Consider the following 334-nt stretch of genomic DNA (forward strand, 5'->3'; position numbering starts at 1 on the left):
AGTGGCCAAACGCAGCAGACTGTAAATCTGTTCTCTGACGAGTTCGGTGGTTCGAATCCATCAGCCTCCACCAGTTTTAGATTATGAGCCATTAGCTCAGTTGGTAGAGCACCTGACTTTTAATCAGGGTGTCGTAGGTTCGAGTCCTACATGGCTCACGTTATATGCGGTTGTGGTGGAATGGCAGACACGCTATCTTGAGGGGGTAGTGAGCGTACGCTCGTGGAGGTTCGAGTCCTCTCAACCGCACCAAAATCAAATATGCGGTCGTGGCGGAATTGGCAGACGCGCTAGATTCAGGTTCTAGTGGTGTAACAGCCGTGGAGGTTCGAGT

2 tRNA genes are annotated in these 334 nt (G+C 51.2%); both read left to right on the forward strand.

Annotation, left to right across the window (positions count from 1 at the left end):
• Positions 1-85 precede the first annotated feature (85 nt).
• Positions 86-158: transfer RNA gene (locus KQX66_RS36885), tRNA-Lys, on the forward strand.
• Positions 159-166: 8 nt separating this feature from the next.
• Positions 167-252 (forward strand) — tRNA-Leu (locus tag KQX66_RS36890).
• The last annotated feature ends 82 nt before the right edge of the window (positions 253-334 follow it).

Origin of the sequence: Paenibacillus oleatilyticus (assembly GCF_018998565.1) — a bacterium.
GTDB lineage: Bacteria > Bacillota > Bacilli > Paenibacillales > NBRC-103111 > Paenibacillus_G > Paenibacillus_G oleatilyticus.